Source organism: Gemmatimonadaceae bacterium (assembly GCA_020846935.1).
Lineage (GTDB): Bacteria > Gemmatimonadota > Gemmatimonadetes > Gemmatimonadales > Gemmatimonadaceae > RBC101.
In genome coordinates this window covers 165,944-182,223 of sequence record JADLCY010000005.1, presented here as the reverse complement: position 1 = coordinate 182,223, position 16,280 = coordinate 165,944, and the positions used below count along the sequence as shown (strand labels likewise).

The following is a 16,280-nucleotide window of genomic DNA, read 5'->3' as shown; positions in this document are numbered from 1 at the left end:
GTCGCCGCGCCTTGTCAGCCTTCCTGCTCATCACTCATCCCTCCAGGGTCCGGCGCCTCGCCGGATGAGGGGAAAGTGTCACTTCGTCACACCGACCTAAAGTGCGATTCTGGCTGAACCACTACACGCGCTCGTGGCGCTGGCGTCGGATTCGACCACGATCTTGCCCAGCTCCGCGATCGTTTGCTTCGGTGTCACCGCACCCGGGTCGGAGGTCACGCGTGCTCCGAGCCTGCGGGCTTGGCAGCGTATTCAGCGAGCGTATCCCAACGCGCGCTCTTTCGCCGACTGCACGCCCCCAGATACTGCTGCCGAGGTCTGGCCTGGCGTGCTACTTGACAGCGTGACCGAGGTTGGCCCAGATGAGCAGATGGCGTGGGGCACCCAAGTGGCCGAACATGCGAATCTGTGGCGCTGCTCCCTTAAACGCGAACGTGCGGGATGGACGGTTCACCCGTGCGAGTATTCGGGTCGCGCGCGGCAAGATCAGCGGGGCAATCCTTGACGTGTGCTCGCGCAGTCGCCACCTAACCACACGTTGCACCTGTCGGACCCTTGATCGAGGGACTGGCTGTCCCGCCCGGGCCGTGGTAGACTATTCAAGGAGCGGCCCGGGCGGGACAGCCTTTGTTAACCCGGGTCCGCAAGTGCCCGTGGAACGTTAGCCAGCAATCTGACATCTCTGATCCGCGGTCGACGAAGATCATGCTTCCCTGTCATGCGCGTACGATGATGCTGAGCGCCCTGTGCGCGACCGGCCTCTTCGGCCGCATCACATTCGCCCAGGCAGCGTCAGGAACAGGCCTGCGCGCCGCACGATGTTTCGGCGAGAGCTTTACCGCGCGGATCCGCGGCGCAATCGAGGGATACACAGAAATCGCCGGCATTCCTGGCGTTAGCGTCGGTGTCGTCGTAAACGACGGGATGGTCTATGCCGATGGCATTGGGTACGCCAGCCGGCATGCGCGCATCCCAGCCACGGCCGACACTCCATACAACGTCGCCTCGGTCACCAAGCTGTTCACGGCGACGCTCGCGATCCAACTGGCAGTTGACGGCCTCCTTGATCTCGAAGCGCCGGTCTCGCGTTATCTGCCCGACTCCGTTCGCGTGCCTCTGGACCCAACGGGGCATAGCATTACTGCGCGTCACCTGCTCACCCACAGCGCGCAACTACCGAGGAACCCGCCGAATCGCCGAAATCAGCCGATCAGTGGTCCCATCGACCCAGGGGTTTGGGACGCGTATGACGTGTCCGATCTGTATTCCGCGCTCGCCGCGACAAAGCTGTCCGGCCCGCTCGGAGAGACCATGGAATACTCGAACTATGGCTACGCGCTGCTCGGCCATGTCGTGGAGCGCGTGGCCGGGCAGCCGTATGAGCAATTGCTTCGCGCGCGATTGCTCGCACCACTTCGCATGACGGAATCCGGGATCACGATGAGCGCCGCGCAAATGCGCAGGCGGGCGGCGGACTATTGGGAAGATGATGACGCGCGCGTTGAGCAGCGCACGCACGCACGGTTCGGGGAGGTCGCGGGCTTCATAGGCATGACCTCCACTGTCCGCGATCTATCCCGATTCCTGATCGCCCATCTCGGAACGACGGCCGACGATCGCCGCGCGCTTTCTCGCGACGTGGCCGCGAGAATGGCTGAACCGCAACTGCATGTCGAAACAACATCGGGACGACGGTACGACATGGCCTTGGGCTGGTTCCGTCGCATTGCCTCCGATTCCGTATCCGCTACGCCGCTACTCTGGCATACGGGCGAGATTGATGGACACTCGTCCGGCGTGTTCCTGCGTCCGCAGGAACGTATCGGAATCATTGTGCTGCAGAATCTGGGCGGTGAGACCGGTGCGAGGGCCATCGAACAACTTGGCGATTGGATGATGCGGCTGACCCAGGCCGAGATATCCCGTTGCCGCCGTTGATAGGTGAGTATTCACCGTTCTTGATGTTGTAGTATCACGTCTGCGCTTTGTTTCTTCTGGCATCGCGCCGCAGCTGGCTAACGAACGCTGAAGCTGACGTACGATCTGCGGATTGCGCGCACCTCCGGTGCGCGCTCCTATTGACTCGCACGCAGCTTAGCTGGGGCGTTCAGGATGTAGGAAAAGCCTCTTTTGGGTCGTGCGGCGGCGATCATGACGTCGATCAGCGCCCGGTTGAGCCAGTGGTGGGATTGCTGGAATCGTTAGGTCTCTGGCGGTTCCGGATCGACCGCAGGTCGGGACGAGCGCGACCGATCGGGCGGTCCAGAAGCGTTAGGTGGCGTATCCGGTGTGCGCGAGCTTCTCGATGTTGTGCACCAGACAGAAGAGTCGCCACTGCGCCTCGACCTTCACGCGGCTCCGGAGCGTGAAGCGATCGAGCCGCTTGTTGTGGCGCAGATTGGCAAACACCGGCTCTACCGTGCCCAAGCGCTGCGCATACCGGGCGCGCTCCCCAGGCTGATCGATGCGGCGCTTCATCCGCGCCGTGCGGGTCTCCGGCGCGGGCGCGGCGCGGCCCCGGAAGAAGGCCACCTGTCGCGGGGTCGCTTGATTGGGGTCGCGCAGACATCGCGCACGGAGCAGGCACGGCAGGCAGTCGCGCTTGGTCCCGTGAAACTGCTCCGAGACAAACCCGCGCGTGATATTCGCTCGGCCCTTCCGATAGAGGGATTTCCCCGCGGGGCACACACACGTGCGCGCGACCGGATCGTACGTGAAGTCACTAGGCTGGAACCGCCGGGGCGCCTCCTCCGCGTCCGACTTGTCATGCAGTGGATCTTTGGTCGCATGGTGCAGCGGCTGCGTCGAGAAGCGCTCGTCCCGCCGCCGCAGCTCGCGGTCCGCAATCAAGGCGTCGACCTGGCGCTGGTCCAGCGCACGCAGGTTGTCTTCACTGTGGTAGCCCGCGTCCGCCGTCACCAGCGACGTCGGCGCGAGTACGGGCGTGAGCGCGTCGACCACGGGGACCAGCAGTTCCTGCTCGGACCCCGTGCCATGCGCCTCCGCCGCACAAATGATCTGATGCTTCGCGTCCACCGCCGCCACGCCCGTGTAGCCCTGGATCACCCCTTTGCCCGTCGCCATCTTCGCACGCTCGTGGTCCGTGCGATGGCTCTTCCGCACCCCGCCATTCGGCCCCCGGCGCTCCTCGGGATGCGCCGCCAACCACGCGCGCAGCTGCGTCGCATCCCGGTGTAACCGCTCAAGCCGGGCCGTTTCCTTCGCGCTCAAGCTCGGCTCGGTCGGGAGCGCATCCGTCTCGCGATGCCGCGCCACCATCGCCGCGGCCGCCGCTTCCAGTTTGTCGGCCTGCCGCTCACACTCGGCCCGTGTTCCACTCTTCTGCTTCGCGGCGTTGCTGGGCAGCTTGACGCCATCGATGGCGAACATCTCCCGCCCAATCAGCCCCTGCTGGTCACAGATCGCCAGCACCGCGGCGAACACGCGGGCGATATCGTCCCCCAGGGTACTGACAAAGTGCGCGATGGTCGTGAAGTGCGGCGCCTGATCCCCACACAGCGCGATGAACGTCACGTGCGTCTCGCACAGGCGGGCGATCCCGCGGCTGCTCACGACACCGCGCGCGTAGGCCACCAACACCAGCTGCAGCAGGGTCGCGGGCGGATAGGCCGGGGCGCCGGTCGTGTCGTTCTTGAACCGCGTGTCGAAGTGCGAGAGATCGATCGCGTGCGTCACCAAATGATGCACGGCATGTTCAAAGGTGCCGGGCAGCAGCTGCTGGGCGAGGTCAACCGGCAGGAAACGCGGCTGGGTATCGATGTACTTGTAGCGGGCCATGGACCTCCTCGACGGGCGACGCACCACGCTCTACCTTCTACCCCAACCCCTGCAAAGTCTCTGCCGCTCGCGAGGCCGCGCCGGGTTTTTCTACAGCTTCGTTAGCTGGACCATCCGATCCTGATTGCCAGTTTGGACACCAACGCCTGGTTTCCGCCGTCCGATTCTCCACAACAGAAGGCGCTCGCCCACGTGGCGGCGCGCAGCAGCGGTGATCCGCTTGATCCGACACTTCGGGTAACGGTCAACTTTCATCCCGCGAGGCTCCACCGCGGCGTCCCGCTGCTTCGTTGCCTCGCGGACGATGGGGAGTACCGCTCGCAGTTCGTGACCGGCACGAGCAGCGGAGGCCTCACGGCCTACCCGGGAGGCGATCGCTGGCACTGGGAGGCTCGGCTATTCGGTGGCGCCTATGACACCGCCCCCACCAACGAGCGCCCGAAAGTCGGCGCACTGAACTTCCGACACCGCAAGACCGGAGCGGCGCCGCGCTTCGGTTCCGCTCACTTGCGATTGCGGCCGGAGATCGCTTCGCGCTCCACATTCTGCTTTCCCGATTCCTGCTTCGACCCGTCCGCGTTCGGAACGGTGTCTCGAATGAGTCTCATCGACCTCGCCGCAGCGGAAGAGCGGGACAGACTCGACGACTACGTTGAAGCGCACGTTCATGGCCCCCTTCGCCTTGCGTTCGACGTCGAGGCGCTGGTCCTCGACCCGTGCTTTCGCGATACCGAGGTCGAGGTGTTCGCGCGCCAACTCTCATGTCCTCTCGAATGGCATCCAGGCTTTCGCCTCCATGTCGACGAGATGGCGGAGCATCCCAGCTTTCGCGGTCCGGAGTACGTGGCGCTGGGACAGCTGGTGGCTGTCGACGGATGGCTGACACCAGCCATCCATGAGACGGCGGTGCGCACGGAGCGTCATCATCCGCAAGATCTCAAGAAGGTCTGGCACTATCTGGCCCGATTCGGTGATCTCTCGTCCGGCGATTCAGCGGCGCGGCCAGCTAACCAATGAATTGCTGCTGACGCGGCTCGGCCACTTCTGCATACTCTCGCGCTCCGGCTTTGCAGTTCGGCATCATTGTGTGCGGCCCGCCGGGCCGCGCAGCAGAATTCAAACGCGTTAGGCATCACACGAGAGAGCGTGTGCGGTCCTGCGTTGGGGAGGGCGAGCTGCCCGCGAGCGGTAAGTTGATGCGCTCGTGGCCGCGGATGCGTGCTTGACGCCGTCGAGCTAGATTGCTACGCAGTTACCGCCCGGGAGCCAGCATGAGCGTTGAGTTGACCGCGGTCTATCGTGAAGTACCGGCAGGGTTTATCGCGTTCGTCGAAGAGCTTCCCGGGGCTAATACCCAAGGCGCTACCCTGGAGGAGGCCCGGGAGAATCTCCGGGAAGCCGTCGCCCTCGTGTTGGAAGCGAATCGCGCGCTTGCCGAGGAAGATCTGGCGGGTGCCGCTGTGATCCGCGAGCCGCTGCGCCTCACGGCGTGAAGCGGATCGACCTCGTGCGGCACTTGGAGTCCTGCGGGTGTCACCTGCTGCTGGAGGGGGCGAGCCACAGTGTGTATTTCAACCCGGCGACGCGCCGGACTTCGACGGTGCCGCGACACCGCGAGACCAACGACTATCTCGCCCGCAAGATCTGCCGCGACTTGGAGATCGTCGACCCTGATGCCTAACAGAATCTGCAGCGGACGGCGGGAGCTAAGGAGCATGCCGCGGGGCTGCGCTCGCGCCGCTGCTGAAATTTTGTCGTTAGGTGGCTTCCCCTGGTCCGCGTGACCTTCATCCACGAGTACGACTGTCCCTTTACCGAGCGTGAGCTTACATGCGCGCTCGAACTCGCATACCGGCCAGCGCGTGCGGGCGAGCTCGCGAGTGGTATCGCAGCGAATGCGAGAGGAATGTCGCTCTCTATTGTGCCGCCGGCGATCAGCCGGGAGTACCTTGTCATTCCAGACTTCTGGTTTGCCCTCGTGGCTGCGCTCGAGCCGGCGCTCGACGAGCGGGTCACGCAGTGGCGCATCGGTCAGCGCATGCCCCGTGCTACGCGCGAGCAGAACGCCATGTTTGCCGCGGGTCTGTCGCCGAAGGAGCCGGCGACGCCGGCCATCGTGCAACAGCTCGCCGAGGAGGACGCACAGCACGAGGAGCAATGGAACATCCTTTGCCGTCAGGTAGCGGAGTTCCTGCAACTCCCTCCCGACGAGCGCTTTCGCCGCACAAGCGAGCCGCCAGCCACCTAACTCGACCTGATGAGGGTCGCGTGTCGCAAGGCGACACGAGACAGCACGCGGGTGCGGATACAGTTGTGGGGCGGCCGCCTTGTACTCACATGCGACGGCCTAGCGCCGCCCCACAACTGTTTCTTGTTGAAGCGTTCACAGCAGAAGCTGACCTTAGGTTGCGATTGCCTGCCCGGGACAACCACTGAAAGTGAGGGCGGAAGGTGGAGCCATTCCTGGCGCGAAACAGGATAGTCGTGAACGCCAAAGCAGAGATCTTCACGACCGATAGGCCGTCCGCAGTACTTCCTCCTCACGTCCGATGCTTCAGGTGCGCATCATACCACGCCAGGTACCTCGCAAGCCGGTCCTTCTGGAAGCTGGGGAGCGAAATCCCATGATTCTGGCCCGGATACACCACCAGCTGCGTCTCCACACCGAGTGACTTGAGCGCCTGGTACATCTGCTCGCTGCCGGTGATCGGAACGTTGTCATCGTCCTTGCCACCCATGAACAACGTCGGCGTCGTGATGCGATCGGCCTTGAAGAAGGGATACGACACTTTCTCCCACGCCCTGGGATTGCGCCACGGGGCGCCGAGTTCTGTCTCGTACTGATAGATGTACTGGTCGGTGCCGTACATCGTCAGCTGCATCGAACTGCCTGCGCCACTGATAGCCGCCTTGAAGCGTGTGTCGGTGGCGATAGTGTAGTTCGTGAGAATACCGCCGTAGCTCCATCCCCCGATACCCAGGCGATCGGGGTCGGCAACACCGGTCGCGACGACGTGGTCCACGGCCGCCAGCAGGTCCTGCACCTCCTTGTTCCCCCAGTCGGCGTAGATCGCCTGCTGATGCGCCGATCCACGTCCCGTACTCCCCCGGTAGTTCACGTTGAGCACCGCGTAGCCGTTCGCCGCAAAGAACTCGCGCTCAAAGCTGAATGCGTGCTGGTCCTGCGATGCGGGACCACCATGAATGCGAAGCAACGTCGGCATCCGACGGCCTGGTGGCGCATCGGCCGGGCGCGCAAGCAGGCCGTTCACCACGGTTCCATCCTTCCCCTTGGCAGATACGTCCTCAACGGTCGAGAGCCGCACCTCGGCGGCCCACGCATCGTTCGCGTGGGTCAACGGTCGCAGCGCGCCTGACTCCAACACGTGTATTTCAGACGGACGGTCGGCCGTGCCAGCCAGCACGGCAAGCTTTCCGCCCGGTCCTTCGGCCAGCTCCTGCACGACGCGGCGACCCTGGAGTACGCGTTCGAGCTGCGCCGAAGCGACGTCGACGCGAGCCACGTGAACGGCGCGGTCGTCCTCGAGCAACACGGTGATGCTTCGACCATCCGCGCTCCAGACGGGATCGCCCACCGATCGATCGAGTGCAGCCGTCAACACTCTTGGCGTCCCCCCGCTCGACGCCACCACGGCGAGATGATCCATGGAGTAGGCGTACAACCTGGCCTCGTTCCCCTGTGAATAGGCGATCCACGCGCCATCGGGACTGAACGCGAGCGGACCGGTGTCTGGGCCAGGGAACGTCGTCAGCTGCCGCACGGTGCCCCCGGCGCGCGCCTCGACGACGAACACGTCGCTGTTGTTGTCGCGGTCCGGATCCTTGCCCCGCTCGCTCACGAACGCAATCGATCGACCGTCGGGCGACCACGTGGGGGCGTTGTCGTCATACGGGCCCGAGGTGACCTGAATCGTCGTGTCCTTCGCGATGTCATGGACGTAGATGTGCGCGCGTCGATTGCTCAGGTAGCCCTCGCCGTCACGCTTGAACGCATAGCGGTCGACGACGATCGGACGCGGTGTCGACTTCTTCGCGCTGTCCGCCAGCTCCGCGGAGTCGGGGTCCTGCGCAATGAAGAGGAGTCGCGAGGCGTCCGGCGACCACGCGTACGAACTCACACCGCCCTTGTGTCTCGTGAGCTGGCGCGCCTCGCCGCCGAGTCGGTCGAGCACCCAGACCTGACTCCCCGCCTTGCTGTCACCGCGCGATGCGGCAAACGCGAGGTAGCGATTGTCGGGGCTCCAGCGCGGCGCACTCTCGCCCTCAGGAGTGTGGGTGAGCTGCACGGTGCGAGTGCCGTCCCACGAGACCATCCAGATGTCGGCATTCGACTTGTCGCGCGTCGAGTCGAGCTGTGATACCACGTACGCGACCCACTGCCCATCTGGCGAGACCTGGGGATCGCGCACCGACTTGATCCTGAAGAGGTCGTCCAGCCGGAGCGGGCGCCGGGTGGACTGCGCCGGAAGGCACACCGGCGCGACTAGGAGGAGACAGATAGCAACAAGGCGGAGCATCGGAGCGCATGTGAGGGATGCGGAGGATACTACCGCCTCCGTGTGGGTCGCGTCAGGCACGTTCGATGTGGGTCGAATCAACCCGCTGGCAGGTGGGTGACCGCCGCACGTCGGCTGACGGAAGTGTCAAGCCGCCGAACCTGGCCCCTGCCTGAGCGTCGATGGCACCCGTCGTCCGAGCCGCTCGTGCCACTCACTGTGGCCTTCGCGATCGCCAGAACTCCTCGAACGCCTCGCGTGAGGTCCGCAAGGGAGTGTAGCCAAAGTCGCGCTTGAGCGCCGCGTTCGACAGGACCGGTCGATACCGCAGGAACGGCACCTGCTCAGGCCCATGGTCGGTCAGCTCGAACCAGCGCGCCACGCGCAACCCGATCGCCAGCACGGTGGCGGGGAGTGCGATCACGCGCGCCCCGGTGATCGAGGCGATCTCCTCCGGCGTCATCGCACCGTCACCGGCGAGGTTGAAGACGCCCGAGCGTCGCTCGTGAATGCCTTTCGCGATACACAAGGCAACGTCTTCGTCCCACACGAACACAAAGCGCGAATCGCCGTCGGTGATGCGCAGGAGCACCGAACGCTCAAAGAGGGCGGTCACGGGATTGTGCGCGTCACGGCCGAGGACCGTCCCGGGGCGAAAGATCAGCTGTCGCAGTGCCGGGTACCGTGCGCGATACCGGGCGAGCAGTTCCTCGACGAGCCGCTTGTGCCGCGCATATGCAAACTCCTCGTTACCACGCAGCGGGCATTGCTCGTCGAGCCAGGCAGGATTGTCGACGTGGTACCCGTACGCCGCGCCGCTGCTCGTCACGATCACCTGTTGCACCCCATGCTCCACACACGCGTCGAGCACGTTGTGGGTTCCGTCCACGTCGATCGCGTAGTGCTCGTTGCGCGTCATTCCGGGTCGCGGCGTGACCACGGCCGCAAGATGCACCACGGTATCCACCGCATGTTCGGCGAGCACCTCACCCAGACGCGCCGACCGCACGTCCAGTTCGTCGAACACCACCTGACCGGCCACCTCCTGCGGCGGCGGCCTCAAATCGAGCAACAGGATGCGTTCGATCCCGCGCCGATCAGCCAGCAACGCCCTCGTCAGCACCTGACCGAGGTAGCCGCTCCCGCCAACGATGGCGATCACACGCGCGGGACTGACCTCGTCAGGCATGGGCGATGCCTCCGCATGCAGGCGCAGAATACGTCAGCCGACGATGTCGGTGTCCGTCTGTCCGGTGATCCGACGATTGAGGTGCGACCACGACATGCCGACCGCCAGCACCACGGCCACCGCGATGAGAACCACCCTCGTGATGCCGGTCGCGCTGTTGGCACTCACGAGGTGCGAATCGATGAGCAGCCAGATCACGCCGCCACACACGGCCATGACGAGCACCGCACCGACCACACCGATCGAACGGCGGGCCGCCTGCAGGACGACCACCCAGCCGACGATCAACAACACGCCCACGAGAAACTTGAGCGCGTTGAACGACCCTACCCCCTGGCGCAGGGGTTCGAGCGCCCAGTGGTAGTACGACCACCCCTCGGCGTTGTAGGTGCCGAACACGAGCAGCAACGCCGCCAGGAGGCGGATGCCGATGCTGCTCCACGAGAATCGGTCAGTGGCCACGAGGGTCGGGTCAGGGAGTGGTTCGCGCAATCGGCCGAAGGAACGACCGCGGCTGGTGCCAACTTACCGCGATCATGCCCGGCGGCAATGTGGGAAACGCTCAGGTGGCCGGGACCTCGGCGTGCGGCCGGAACGTCGGGGCACGGCGCGCGTTCGTGGCCTGCTCGAACGCGAACGCGTACCTAACGAGCCGCCCTTCGCTCCACGCCGGCCCCATGAACGTGAGCCCGACCGGCAACCCGAACACCTGACCCGCGGGTACGGTGATCGCCGGATACCCCGACACCGCGCACGCCGTCGAACTCCCTCCGCCAAAGTGGTCTCCGTTCACGAGATCGGTCACCCAGGCCGGCCCACCGGTGGGCGCCACCAGGACGTCCACGGCGCCGCCCGCGAACGCGCGATCGAGGCCCTGTGTGCGGGAAAGCCGCCGGCACCGCTCCAGGGCACGCAGATACGCAGGCGACGTCAGAGGCCCCTTCTCCTCGGCGGCAATGAACGTCTCCTGGCCAAAGTAGGGCATCTCCGTCGAAGCATTCGTTTCGTTGAACCGGATCAGGTCGGCAAGGGTGCGGTAGGGGATCGACGGACCGAGCGTCGCGAGGTAGGTGCTCATGTCCGCCTTGAGTTCGTGCAGCAGCACCGTGAACTCGTCATCGCCAAGCTCGGCGATGCTCGGGATCGCGATCGGATCGACCAGGGTCGCCCCCGCACTCACGATCGCCTCGAGCGCACCGCGCATGACGCGCTCCACGTGCGGCCCGGCGTTGAACCAGGCGCGCACCACGCCGACCTTTGCGCCGCGCAGGCCGTCAGGGACGCAGAACGAGGTGTAGTCGGACTCCACGTGACCCGCACTCGTCGCCGTGGCCTGGTCGTCCGGATCGGCGCCCGCCATCACCGACAGCAGGGCCGCCGCATCCCGCACGTTGCGGCACATCGGGCCAGCCGTGTCCTGCGTGTGCGAGATGGGAATGATGCCCGAACGACTTACCAGTCCAACGGTGGGCTTGATACCGACGAGGCCGTTGGCGTTGGAGGGACACACGATCGATCCATCGGTCTCGGTGCCCACGCCCAGAGTCGCCAGGGACGCCGCGATGGCCGCGCCCGTCCCCGCGCTCGAGCCGCAGGCGTTTCGATCGAGCGCGTACGGGTTCTTCGTGAGGCCTCCGCGGCCGCTCCAGCCGCTGGTCGAGCGCGACGATCGGATGTTGGCCCACTCCGACAGGTTCACCTTGCCGAGGATCACCGCCCCCGCCTCCCTCAGTCGCCGCACGAGGCCGGCATCCCTGGGCGCGATCGACTCGGCGAGCGCAAGCGACCCCGCCGAGGTGCGCATGCGATCGGCCGTGTCGATGTTGTCCTTGAGGAGAACCGGAATCCCGTGCAGCGGACCGCGCACATTCCCGTCCTTGCGTTCGCGATCCAGCCCCTCGGCGATGGCCGCGGCTTCCGGGTTCCGCTCGATGACGCTGTTGATCGCGGGGCCCGTCCGGTCGACCTGTTCGATGCGCTCGAGGTAGAGCTCGACGAGTCGCCCGGAGGTGTACTTCCCGCTGCCCATCGCCGCCTGCAGGTCGCCCACTCCAAGCTCAGACAGCTCGAAGGCCGGCACGGCGGTCGTGGTACCAGCCGTTGCGGCGGGGCGGGTGTCTTGCTGTCCGTCACTAGATGGCGCGCACCCCGCGGCAGCGATCGCCGCACCGGAGGCGATGCCCTGCCTGATGAAGGTGCGACGGTCGGTGGCGCGGAACTCGGAGGTGGACATGCGACGTGGCCGTTTGGTGTGGGGCGAGCGCGACAAGCTGGCGCGCGCAGTCGGGGCGCCATAGCCTAGGCGCACCACGTCGTCCCGGCCAGAGCGACGCGAAGTTTTCCCGACTGGAGGCCCCATGCTCGATACGACGCTGACGAACGGCCTGACCATCTCGCATCCTGATGACGTGAAGGCCACGGCCGGAGCCGTCCGGCGCACACGTTCACGCGCCGCGGTGGCGACGGGCGCTCCCGCACCGTCGCTGGATCTCGAACCGCTCGTGCGTGCGCTTGCGCAGCAGGGCCTCACGCTCGCCGGGCGCTTTTCGCTCGAACCGCAGCCGCAGAAGCGCCGACGCGCCGCGGCGGGCGAGGGCGGCCCGAGCACGGTCGGCGTCGATCTTGGCGCCAACGAAGACGCCGTGGTGCTCACCGTGGACGCGAACGACGACGTCGACTGGGTGTTGCCATCGGGCGAGTCGATTGCCCGTCGACGCTCGGCGGCGCGGGGCGGCGCGCGACGCGTGACGTTCACGATCGCGGCCCGCACCGCTCCGGCGCGCGGCCGCAAGCGCGGTCTGGCGGAGAAGGTGGCCGCCGGCGTCCTTGGCTTCGTTTTCAAGTTCGTGCGTGGTCGGGTCACCAAGCGGCTCATCGACCACCTCGAGCGCAGTGTGACACCCGGCCTCGTGCAGGTGAACGGTACGCTGTCGGCCCAGTGGCCTCGGCTCGGCACCAAGGGAAAGCTGCCGAAAGCCGCACCGAAGTCCGGTGCCATCCCGCGCGTGCTCCTGCTGATCCATGGCACGTTCAGCTCGACGGTCGGCAGCTACGGTGGGCTGTCGTTCAGCGACCAGGGCGTCGCGTTGCTCACTGCCTGCCTCGGCGAGTACGACCACGTGATTGGCTGGGACCACCGCACGCTCAGCGAGGAGCCGAGGCCTAACGCCGAGCAGATCCTGGAAGGGCTCGACCGACTGTTTGGTCCCGGCGGCGCGTCGATCGACGCGGTGGGGTACAGCCGCGGCGGCCTGGTGCTCCGCTCGCTGCTCGAGCAGGTCATGCCGGGCACCCCGTGGGACGGTCGCGTGCGCCGCGCCGTGTTCGTGGGTTGCACGCTCAACGGCACGCGACTCGCGCAGGAGAAGCAGTGGAAGAACTTTGTCGACATCTACACGAACATCACCATTGCCGCCTGCCGCGGCGTGAGTGCCGCCGTGCCACCGGCGGCGGTCACCGCGGTGTGGGTGGAAACCATCTCGCGCGGGCTATCGGTGCTGGTGCGCTTTCTTGCGTCGGCGCTGCTCGACAAGGGAGGCGTCCCGGGCCTCACGGCGATGGACCCTGACAAGAGCGTCGTGCAGCAGTTCAACGCGCGAGCCGTGGCCGGTTCGGCGTCGTATCGTGCCCTCACCAACGACTACGAGCCGGGCATCGCGGCCCCTGACGGTGTGGTGCTGCCGGCACCCTTCAAGCTGCGCGCGGCGAACGCGATCATGGACGCGCAGATGAAGGGCGCCAACGACCTGGTGGTGAACACGTCGTCGATGAACTACGTGGGCCTCGGAGCACTGCCCGCCGCACAGGTGCGCGCGCTGCCGCCCAACGGTCGCACGATCCACACGACGTATTTCCGCGATCCGGACGTGATCGCGCAGCTGAGCGAGTGGTTGCTTGGGCGCCCTCTCGTCGTTGGCGGGCCGCGGTCACGCACCCGGAGCCGCGGCGCCGCGGCCGGCGCCTCCGGTCGGCACAAGCCGGGCGGCGGCGCCCGAAAGCGCCCCGCGCGGTCGAGCACGAAGCGCCCGAGCAGGAAGCGCCCGAGCGCGAAACGGCCGACGAAGAAGCGTTAGGCGCCAGCGGTCGAGGCGTCCTGCAGGGACTCGAGTTCATGGCTGTGCCCGGCCGTGGTTGGGCGTCGCGAACGTGTTGCGCGGAGCGTGGCTGGCAGTACCCCTGCGGCGCCCCCGCTGCCGCGCTCGGGGAGGTTCCACGCCTTGCGCGGCGTCGAGGCCATTTCAAGATTGGAGCATGAGCGCGCCGATTTTCGATTTCAGCCACCTGACGCCCGAGGAGCGCATCGAGCTCGCGGAGCAACTGTGGGATTCCCTCGACGTGCGCGCGGTGGGGCTAACAGCGGAGGAGGCGACCGAGTTGCGCCGCCGCCGAGCTGCACTGGCAGGTGGTGAAACGTTGGGCGAACCGTGGCGCCAGGCTTTGGATGAGCTGGAGCGCGGCGGCGCGTGAGTCGAGCGTTGTTCCTTCGCAGCGAGGCGAAGGACGAGTTGCGGCAGGCGTTCGACTGGTATGAGGAGCGGCGGATTGGGTTGGGCTTCGAGTTCCTGCGAACGGTGCGCGTGGTCCTGGCAGCGATCGAGCGCGCGCCCGAGCACTTCCCGGTGGCTCTCGACGACATTCGGAAGGCGCCGCTGCGGCGGTTCCCGTATGTGGTGTACTTCGTCGTACTGCCGGCCGGAGTCTCGGTGTTCGCCATTCATCATGCGAGGCGGCACCCCCGCCGCTGGACGTCGCGGAAGTGATGCCCAACGTGAGACGATAGCCGACCACTGGCAGGTCTCGCGGTAGGCGGCTTCGCGCGTACAGGATACGCCAGCGGCAGGGCAGTCGTGACGTTAGGCGCCCGCGAGCGGTGCGCCGTCAGTCGTTCCGCCGGCGCAGCGCCACCGGCTCGGCCCTGCGCAGCAACCCCTGCACGATCTCCCGGCCCGGGACCGGTCGACCGAGGTGGAATCCCTGGCCAAAGGTGCACTGCATCCCGCGCAGCAGGTCCACCTGACCGTCGCTCCCGACCCCCTCGGCGATCGTGTCGAGGCCGATGCCACGCGCCAGGGACACGAGGCTCTGCACCACATGACGCGAGCGCGCCTCGACTTCGATCGCCCGCACGAACGAACGATCGATCTTGATGGCATCCACCGGCAACCGCTGGAGGTACGACAGCGACGAGTACCCCGTGCCGAAATCGTCGATGTGGATCTGCACGCCCAGCGCCTTGAGCTCGCTCACCGTGTCCAGCGCCACATTCTGCTGACTGAAGATCGTGCTCTCGGTGATCTCCAGGTTGAGGCGGGATGGCGCCAGCTCACTCTCCGTGAGCGCGTCGGCGACGACCTTCACCAGGTCGAGCTGGGCGAACTCGCGCGCCGAGAGATTGACGGCCATCGTCAGCTCGGCGAGACCCGCGAGGTCGCGGTCCCATCGGGCAAGGTCGCTGATCGCCCGGCGCAACACCCAGCGCCCGATCTGCACGATGAGTCCGGTCTCCTCCGCCACCGGGATGAAATGGTTAGGCGCCACCAGACCACGCTCGGCGTGACGCCACCGGATGAGCGCCTCGACGCCGACCGTGCGTCCGTCCCCCATCGCGACGATGGGCTGGTAGTGCAGCTCGAACTCCTCGCGATCGATCGCGCGGCGCAGCTCCGTCTCCGTCTGCAGTCGCGTGAGCGCCTGCGCGTGCTGCCCACGATCGTACAGCTCGAAGCGGCCTCGCCCCTGATGCTTGGCCCGGTACATGGCCATGTCCGCGCTGCGCAGCAGGTAGTCGGGCGCCTCGTTGCCGGGGGACGAGAGCGCCACCCCGATGCTGGCCGTCGACGTCCATTCGTACCCACTGATCGTCATCGGGACACGCACGGCCTCGTGCACGCGTTCGGCAACGATGGCCGTCTCGCGCGCATCGGTCACGCGCTCCAGCAGAATCGCGAACTCGTCGCCGCCCAGCCGCGCCACCAGATCGCCGCCCCGAATGCACGTTTCCAGCCGACGCGCAATCTCGACGAGTACTTCATCGCCGACGTGGTGACCCATGCTGTCGTTCACCAGCTTGAAGTCGTCGACGTCGAGGAACAGCACCGCAAAGATCCCGTCGACGCCGCGTCGCGCGCGCAGCGAGGCGTCGGCGAGGCGCTTGAGGAACATCGCGCGGTTCGGGAGGCCCGTGAGCGGGTCATGCTGCGAATCGTGACGCAGTCGCTGCTCGCGCACCTCGCGCTCGGCGAGCGCCAGGCGCAGCGTGAGTTTGGACGTACCGATCGCAGCAAGGTCGCGCAGCGCACTGATGCGATCGTCGCTCCATGCCCGCGACGCCCGCGACACGGCAACGACCGCGCCCAGCACCGTCCCGTCGTCGCGCAGCAGCACCGACACGAGCAGGCCGCCAACGCCCAGCTCGCGCAACACGCGATGACCGTGATCGCGGTCCTCGCCCATCGACGTGTCGAGCGCCAGCGTGCCCCCCTGTTCGATGGCGGCGGCGACGAGACCCGTGCGAATGAGGATGCCGCTATCGTGCGCCATCCACGACGGCGCGACGGCCCCAGCCGAAAAGCTGCGCCGATCGGCGCCGAGCAGCGCTACCACGGCGCCATCGGCTCCCGTGGCCGCGACGCACACGCGCGCCAGTTGCTCCATCGACGCCGCCAGCGTGCCCGCCAACAAAACGGGATCACGTGCGTCGGTCTGACCTGAGAGCGGAAGCTCGGACGGGACAGTCAAGGCAAGAGGGGCTGCATGGGGGACGAACCATCAATGGC

General features: G+C 66.4%; 14 protein-coding genes. 8 read left to right on the top strand and 6 right to left on the bottom strand.

The genetic code is table 11. The annotated features are described in order from the left end of the window. Positions 1-729 precede the first annotated feature (729 nt). Positions 730-1,938 carry a beta-lactamase family protein gene (locus IT361_07545; GenBank protein ID MCC6317535.1) on the top strand — a complete coding sequence of 403 codons (1,209 nt, stop codon included), beginning with the start codon at positions 730-732 and terminating at the stop codon, positions 1,936-1,938. A gap of 333 nt (positions 1,939-2,271) precedes the next feature. Here the strand turns inward: IT361_07545 and IT361_07540 are convergent, their stop codons facing one another. Continuing rightward, on the bottom strand, positions 2,272-3,798 hold the full coding sequence (locus IT361_07540) for an IS1182 family transposase (protein MCC6317534.1): 1,527 nt from the start codon (positions 3,796-3,798) through the stop codon (positions 2,272-2,274). A gap of 192 nt (positions 3,799-3,990) precedes the next feature. Here IT361_07540 and IT361_07535 point away from each other — a divergent pair, with 192 nt between their 5' ends. From IT361_07535 to IT361_07520, 4 genes are all read left to right on the top strand, one after another. After that, a complete protein-coding gene (locus IT361_07535) occupies positions 3,991-4,815 on the top strand; it encodes a DUF3626 domain-containing protein (protein ID MCC6317533.1) in 825 nt (274 codons plus the stop codon). 254 nt (positions 4,816-5,069) lie between these two features. Beyond that, positions 5,070-5,291 carry a type II toxin-antitoxin system HicB family antitoxin gene (locus tag IT361_07530; protein MCC6317532.1) on the top strand — a complete coding sequence of 74 codons (222 nt, stop codon included), beginning with the start codon at positions 5,070-5,072 and terminating at the stop codon, positions 5,289-5,291. Beyond that, on the top strand, positions 5,288-5,479 hold the full coding sequence (locus tag IT361_07525) for a type II toxin-antitoxin system HicA family toxin (protein MCC6317531.1): 192 nt from the start codon (positions 5,288-5,290) through the stop codon (positions 5,477-5,479). The genes IT361_07530 and IT361_07525 overlap by 4 nt, the downstream gene beginning before the upstream one ends. Before the next feature lie 225 nt (positions 5,480-5,704). Further along, a complete protein-coding gene (locus tag IT361_07520) occupies positions 5,705-6,046 on the top strand; it encodes a hypothetical protein (GenBank protein MCC6317530.1) in 342 nt (113 codons plus the stop codon). Between the two features lie 292 nt (positions 6,047-6,338). Here the strand turns inward: IT361_07520 and IT361_07515 are convergent, their stop codons facing one another. From IT361_07515 to IT361_07500, 4 genes are all read right to left on the bottom strand, one after another. Continuing rightward, entirely contained in the window at positions 6,339-8,336 is a 1,998-nt protein-coding gene (locus IT361_07515; protein ID MCC6317529.1) for a S9 family peptidase, read from the bottom strand. A gap of 193 nt (positions 8,337-8,529) precedes the next feature. Continuing rightward, complete coding sequence (locus IT361_07510; protein MCC6317528.1) at positions 8,530-9,504, bottom strand: SDR family oxidoreductase; 975 nt, start codon at positions 9,502-9,504, stop codon at positions 8,530-8,532. A 33-nt stretch (positions 9,505-9,537) separates the two neighbouring features. Next, a complete protein-coding gene (locus IT361_07505) occupies positions 9,538-9,966 on the bottom strand; it encodes a hypothetical protein (GenBank protein MCC6317527.1) in 429 nt (142 codons plus the stop codon). Positions 9,967-10,066: 100 nt separating this feature from the next. Continuing rightward, entirely contained in the window at positions 10,067-11,737 is a 1,671-nt protein-coding gene (locus IT361_07500) for an amidase (GenBank protein ID MCC6317526.1), read from the bottom strand. A 124-nt stretch (positions 11,738-11,861) separates the two neighbouring features. On the opposite strand from IT361_07500, the gene IT361_07495 reads away from it, so the two are divergent. The 3 genes from IT361_07495 to IT361_07485 all read left to right on the top strand — a co-directional run bounded on the left by IT361_07495 (position 11,862) and on the right by IT361_07485 (position 14,264). Next, on the top strand, positions 11,862-13,577 hold the full coding sequence (locus IT361_07495; GenBank protein MCC6317525.1) for a hypothetical protein: 1,716 nt from the start codon (positions 11,862-11,864) through the stop codon (positions 13,575-13,577). A 178-nt stretch (positions 13,578-13,755) separates the two neighbouring features. Beyond that, on the top strand, positions 13,756-13,971 hold the full coding sequence (locus IT361_07490; protein MCC6317524.1) for an addiction module protein: 216 nt from the start codon (positions 13,756-13,758) through the stop codon (positions 13,969-13,971). After that, positions 13,968-14,264, top strand: a complete 297-nt coding sequence (locus IT361_07485) for a type II toxin-antitoxin system RelE/ParE family toxin (GenBank protein ID MCC6317523.1) — start codon at positions 13,968-13,970, stop codon at positions 14,262-14,264. The genes IT361_07490 and IT361_07485 overlap by 4 nt, the downstream gene beginning before the upstream one ends. Before the next feature lie 118 nt (positions 14,265-14,382). On the opposite strand, the gene IT361_07480 is transcribed toward IT361_07485, so the two are convergent. Beyond that, positions 14,383-16,242 (bottom strand): EAL domain-containing protein, encoded by a 1,860-nt coding sequence (locus IT361_07480; GenBank protein ID MCC6317522.1) that lies wholly within the window; start codon positions 16,240-16,242, stop codon positions 14,383-14,385. Positions 16,243-16,280: the final 38 nt, after the last annotated feature.